This window comes from Micromonospora sp. 4G55, from assembly GCF_016803375.1.
Genome location: NZ_JAEVHN010000391.1, coordinates 1 through 5,891, shown reverse-complemented (window position 1 = coordinate 5,891; position 5,891 = coordinate 1). Strand labels below are relative to the sequence as shown.

3 protein-coding genes and 3 pseudogenes are annotated in these 5,891 nt (G+C 74.8%); 3 read left to right on the top strand and 3 right to left on the bottom strand.

Translation table 11 applies throughout. The features are described 5' to 3' along the window. Positions 1 to 251, bottom strand: a pseudogene (locus JNW89_RS25300) (DUF2470 domain-containing protein); the annotation flags it as partial. A 69-nt stretch (positions 252 to 320) separates the two neighbouring features. Here JNW89_RS25300 and rpsD point away from each other — a divergent pair. Beyond that, positions 321 to 932: a 30S ribosomal protein S4 gene (rpsD, locus tag JNW89_RS25295; protein WP_238450796.1), complete on the top strand. Its 612-nt coding sequence runs from the start codon at positions 321 to 323 to the stop codon at positions 930 to 932. Between the two features lie 53 nt (positions 933 to 985). Here rpsD and JNW89_RS25290 read toward each other — a convergent pair whose 3' ends face one another. Then, complete coding sequence (locus JNW89_RS25290) at positions 986 to 2,785, bottom strand: ABC transporter ATP-binding protein (RefSeq protein ID WP_238450794.1); 1,800 nt, start codon at positions 2,783 to 2,785, stop codon at positions 986 to 988. Between the two features lie 55 nt (positions 2,786 to 2,840). Continuing rightward, complete coding sequence (locus JNW89_RS25285; protein ID WP_238450793.1) at positions 2,841 to 4,718, bottom strand: ABC transporter ATP-binding protein; 1,878 nt, start codon at positions 4,716 to 4,718, stop codon at positions 2,841 to 2,843. Between the two features lie 180 nt (positions 4,719 to 4,898). Between JNW89_RS25285 and JNW89_RS25280 the strand changes: the two are divergent. Further along, a pseudogene (locus tag JNW89_RS25280) lies at positions 4,899 to 5,527 on the top strand (TIGR03085 family metal-binding protein). 128 nt (positions 5,528 to 5,655) lie between these two features. After that, positions 5,656 to 5,891: pseudogene (locus tag JNW89_RS25275) on the top strand (hypothetical protein); the annotation flags it as partial.

The following is a 5,891-nucleotide window of genomic DNA, read 5'->3' as shown; positions in this document are numbered from 1 at the left end:
CGGCCGAGCGACGGCGCGCCCGGCGCCGGGGGCAGGTCCAGCACGTCGAGCACCAGGGCGACGTCGTCGTCGGCCCCGGGGTCCAGCTCGGCGGCGAGGTCGCTGACCACCGGCACGAGCATCAGCACCCGTCCCTCCGGGTCGGTGGCGTGCCGAACGTGGTACGGACCCGGGCGGTGCGCGAGGTGCACCAGACCGGGGAGCCGACCGGCGACCAGCGTGCGGACGATCTCGGCGGGGCTCGGTCCCATCGGGGCACCTCCTGCATAGGTTAGGCTTACCTAAGTAGCAGCCTAGAACACCCGAGCGGAGACGTCCACGTGAACCACCCCCGCCCCAAGGCCCGCCTCTCCCGGGCCCTCGGCATCCCGCTGACCCGCAAGTGCGTCCAGTACCTCGAACGCCGCCCCTACCCGCCGGGCGTGCACGGCCGGGCCCGCCGGCGCACCTCCGACTACCAGGTGCGGCTGCTGGAGAAGCAGCGGCTGCGGCACCAGTACAACGTCAGCGAGGTACAGCTGCGCCGCGCCTTCGAGGAGGCGGCGCGGGGCGCCGGCAAGACCGGCGAGACGCTGGTCGCGCTGCTGGAACGGCGGCTGGACGCGGTGGTGCACCGCGCCGGCCTGGCCCGCAGCATCTACCAGGCCCGGCAACTGGTCGCCCACGGGCATCTCACCGTCGACGGGCGCAAGGTCGACCGGCCGTCATACCGACTGCGGCCCGGTCAGGTGGTCGCCGTCCGCGAGCGCAGCCGGCAGCTGCCGCCCTTCCAGCTCGCCGCCACCGGGGCAAACGCGGACGAGGGGCCCGGCCGGCCGTACCTCTCGGTCGACCTGACCGGCCTGCGGGCCACCCTGCTGCGCGAGCCGGCTCGGCACGAGGTGCCGGTGGTCTGCGAGGAGCAGCTGGTGGTCGAGCACTACTCCCGGTGAGCCGACCGGATCCGGCGCGCGACGCGCCGGATCCGGCTCAACGGCTCAACGGGTCAGCGGGTCTGCTCCAGCCAGGAGGCGTAGAGCAGGGCGTAGACCGACTCCGGGTCGCGGACCAGCTCGTCGTGCGGGCCGCGCTGCACGATCCTGCCCCGATCCACCACGATCACCTCGTCGGCCGCCTGCGCGGTGGAGAGCCGATGCGCGATGGCGAGGGTGGTCCGGCCGCGGGTCACCGCGTCCAGGGTGCGCTGCAGGCGTACCTCGGTGGCCGGGTCGACGGCGCTGGTGGCCTCGTCAAGGACCAGCAGGTCCGGGTCGGCCACGTACGCCCGGGCGAGCGCCACCAGCTGCCGCTCCCCCACGCTCAGCGACTCGCCCCGCTCGCCGACCGCGGTGGCCAGCCCCGACGGCAGGCCGTCCAGCCAGTCGGCCAGCCCCAGCTCGGTGAAGGCCGCGGTGAGTTCCGCGTCGGTCAGCTCGGGGCGGGCGAAGCGGACGTTGTCGCCCACCGTGGCGTCGAAGAGGAAACCGTCCTGCGGCACCATCACCACCCGGGCGCGCAGCGAGTCGAACCGCACCTCATCCAGCGGCACCCCGGAGAGCAGCACCTGCCCGTCGGTCGGGTCCATCAGCCGGGTGAGCAGCTTGGCGAAGGTGGTCTTGCCGCTGCCGGTCTCGCCCACCACCGCCACCCGGCTCTTCGCCGGGATGTCCAGGGTGACGTCGTGCAGCACCGGCGGGCCGCCCGGGTACGCGAACGTCACCCCGGCGAAGCGGATGTCCAGCGGGCCCGGCGGCAGCTCCCGTCCCTGCTCGCCCGGGTCGGCCACGTCCGGCGCGACGTCGAGCACGTCCAGCACCCGACGCCAGCCGGCGATGGCGTTCTGCGCCTCGTTGAGCACCTCGGTGGCGATCTGCACCGGCTGGATGAAGAGCGTGACCAGGAACAGGAACGCGGTCAGCTGGCCGATGGAGAGCGAGCCGTCCACGCCGAGCAGCACCCCGAGGACCACCACGCCGGCCAGCGCCACGCCGGCGGCCAGCTCCCCCACCGAGCTGCCCAGGATGCTGATCCGGATCGCCCGCTGCTGGGCGTGCTGCTGCCCCTCGATCGCGGTGTCGAGCCGCCGGGCGGTGCGCCCCGCGATGCCGTACGCCCGGATCACCGGCGCGCCGACCACGCTCTCGGCGATGGTGCCGAGCAGCGTGCCCATCCGCTGCCGGACCACCCCGTAGGCCGCCCCGAGCCGGCGCTGGAGCAGCCGGATCACCAGCACCGCCGGCGCGAAGGCGACCAGCACCACCAGGGTCAACTGCCAGGAGTACGCCAGCATCACGGCCGTGGTGACCACGAGCTGACCGAGGTTGACGATCAGGATCACCCCGCCCCACTGGAGGAACTGGGTGATCTGGTCGACGTCGCTGGTCACCCGGGAGACCAGCGACCCGCGCCGCTCGGACTGCTGGTGCAGCATCGACAGGTCGTGCACGTGCCGGAACGCCCGGGTCCGGACGTTGGCCAGCGCGGTCTCGCTGACCGTGAACAGCCGGCGCATCATCAGGTAACCGCAGGTGGTGGTGACCACCAGCACGGCCGCGGTGACCGCGACCACCCGCCACACCACGGCCAGGTCCAGGCCGCCGACGATGCCGCCGTCGATGCCCCGCTGCACGGCGACCGGCACGGCCACCCGGCCGACCATGTACACCAGGGCCAGCGCGAGGGTGCCTGCCAGCCCGGTCCGCAGCTCCGGGGAGAGCGCCAGCCCCCGCCGCAGCGTCCGCCAGGTCGTCTCGGGGCGCTCCTGCGGCTCCTCGCGCCGCTCCGGCTCCACGGTCGTCGCGCTCACCGGGCCGACCTTTCGTTCGCGACTGCGGGGCTCCGCTCCGCTGCACTCCTCGCGCTCACCGGTCCACCTCGATCTCCAGGCCCGAGGTCAGCGGCGCGACCTCGTCGTACGTGCGGTTCTGCTCGCGTTCGTGCTCGGCCTGCTCGTACGCGGTCACCAGATCGGCGTAGCCGGGCACGGTGGCGAGCAGTTCGGTGTGCGTGCCCCGGGCCACCACCCGACCCTGCTCCACGTAGATCACCTCGTCGGCGAGGGCGATGGTCGCCCGCCGGTACGCGACCACCAGGATCGAGGCGGCGGCGCCCTGCCCCCCGGTCGGGGCGCGCAGCCCGGCCAGGATGGCCGCCTCGACCCTCGGGTCGACGGCACTGGTCGCGTCGTCGAGCACCAGCAACCGGGGCCGGCCGGCGAGCGCCCGGGCCAGGGTGAGCCGTTGCCGCTGCCCGCCGGAGAGCGAGGTGCCCCGCTCGCCGACCATGGTGTCCAGCCCCTCGGGGAGCGCGGCGACGAAGCCGTCCGCCTCGGCCAGCCGCAGCGCGGCCCACACGTCCTCGTCGCCGATGCCCGGCCGGTCCAGGGTGATGTTGGCCCGCACGGTGTCGTCGAAGACGAACGGCACCTGGGCGACCAGCGCGACCGTCGCCGCCAGCGAGTCCGCGGCCAGCTCACGCACGTCGACGCCGTCCAGGGCCACCGTGCCGGCGCCCGGGTCGACCAGCCGCACGGCCAGCGAGGCGATGGTGGACTTGCCGGCGCCGGTCGGGCCGACCAGGGCGACCGTCTTCCCGGCCGGCACGGTGAAGGTGACGTCGCCGAGCACCTCCGTGCCGGGCAGGTGCGCCTCGGCCGGCTCGTACCCGAAGCGGACGTCGGCGAAGGCCAGCGTGGCGGGTGTCGGGTCGGCCGGGTCGAGCCGGCGCTCGCCGTACGGCATCTCGCCGGTGGCGTCCAGCACCCGGCGGACCCGGTCCCAGCCGGCGACGCTGCGCGGCAGCTCGGCGAGGACCCAGCCGATGGCGCGCACCGGGAAGGCCAGCACGGTGAAGAGGAAGGCGACGCTGACCAGCTCGGTGACGCTGATCGCGCCCGCTCGCAGCCGGAACGCCCCGACCACGAGCACGGCGAGGGTGCCGAGGCTGGGCAGGGTCTCCAGCAACGGGTCGAAGACGCCGCGCAGCCGGCCGACGGAGATCAGCGCGTCGCGCAGTTCGCCGGCCCGGGCCGAGAACCGGGCGGTCTCCTCGGCCTCGCGGCCCATCGTCTTGACCACCAGGGCGCCGTCGAAGCTCTCGTGGGCGATGCCGCTGACCTCGGCGCGCAGCCGCTGGGCGCGGGCCTGCCGGGGCGCCATCCGCCGGGAGTAGATCACGTTGAGCGCGAAGAGCGCGGGGAAGACGGCCAGCCCGACCAGGGCCAGCGCCCAGTCGGTGAGGAAGAGCGAGACGACCGCCCCGACCAGCATGACCAGGGTGCCGACCGCGAAGGGCAGCGGGGCGATCGGGTACCAGGCCGCCTCCACGTCCGAGTTGGCGTTGGACAGCAGGGTGCCGGTGGCGTTGCGCTGGTGCCAGGCCAGCGGCAGGTCGAGGTAGCGCCGGGTGACCCGGCGCCGGTAGGCGGCCTGGAGGCGGAACTGCATGTAGCCGGCGCCGAGCCGGCGGCCGAAGATGCCCACCACCCGCAGCACGCTGATGCCGAACAGCGCCGCCGCGGCCAGGGCCAGCGCGCCCGTCCCGACGGAGCCGCGGGCGATGGCCGGCACCACCACGTCGCCGACCACCGCGCCCACCACGTACGCGCTGGCGATGACCATGAGGCCGAAGAGCACGCTGCCGCTCACCGCCACCGCGAAGATCCGCGGTTGTTCCCGGATCGCCCGGCCGAGGACCGACAGCCCCCTGCCGAGCACGTCCCGACTTGTCCCGCTCGCCACACTGTCCCCCGCCGTAAGCCGCCCTGTACCCCCTCATCCTTACCGCTCCCGGCCACCTCCGCCGACCCGGACCCGGTATGTCCGCCGTCACGTGCGCTCCGGCACGCTCCGGCGCGCCCCGGTCGCCGCGGCCCGCGCTCCGGCGCGCCGACACCGGCCGGCGCGCCTACGATCACCCTAATGCCGCGGTACGCCCGATCGGAGCGCGAGGCGCTCGCCGATCTCATGCTGGAGCTGGGACCGGACGCATCGACCGTCAACGAGGGGTGGACGACCCGCGATCTCGCCGCCCACCTGGTGGTGCGCGAGCGTCGCCCGGACGCCGCCGGCGGCATCGTGCTGCCGCCCCTGCGCGGGTACGCCGAGCGGGTGCGCCGACGCGTCGCCGCCCGCCCCTGGGCGGAGCTGGTCGGCCTGGTGCGCCGCCCGCCGCGGTGGAGCCCGGTGAGCAACCCGCTCACCGACGAGCTGGCCAACACCCTGGAGTTCTTCATCCACCACGAGGACGTCCGGCGGGCCGCGGCGGGGTGGCAGCCGCGTGACCTGCCGGCCGGCCTGCGGGCGCGGCTGTGGAGGCCGGCCTCCCTGATGGCCCGGGCGAGGTTGCGCCGGTTCCCGGCCGACTGCTGGTGCAGGCGCCCGGCCACGGCGAGCTGTCGGTGGGCCGGGGCGGCGAACGGCTCCGGCTGGTCGGGTCGCCGGGCGAGCTGGCGCTCTTCCTCTCGGGCCGGCAGCGGGTGGCCCGGGTCCAGGTCGACGGCTCCGCTGGCCTCGCCGACCGGCTCCGCCACGCCTCGCTCGGCCTCTGACCTCCCGGGGCGTGAACCGGTCAGGAGCAGTTTTCCCACCATGCGCGCCCAGCGATTCCCACCGATGTGAGGTGTCGTACTCTTCTGCGCGCCGATCCCGTTCCGGGCGGCGGACGAGGGAGGGCACCATGCGCGGCATCGCCGGGTCGGGACTGCACGAGCCCCCCTTCCCCGGCCGGCGGCACCCCGCCACCGGCCAGGTCGCCGCGGAGAGTCTGAGCTGGGCCCGGAGCCTCGAGCTGGTGGCGGACGGGCCGCGCTGGGACCGGCTGCTGGCCGCCGAGGCGCCGAACTCGCCGGCCGGGCCTGCCCACGGGCGCCGGTGGACCGGCTACGCTGCTCACCGACCTGATCACCTGGCTGT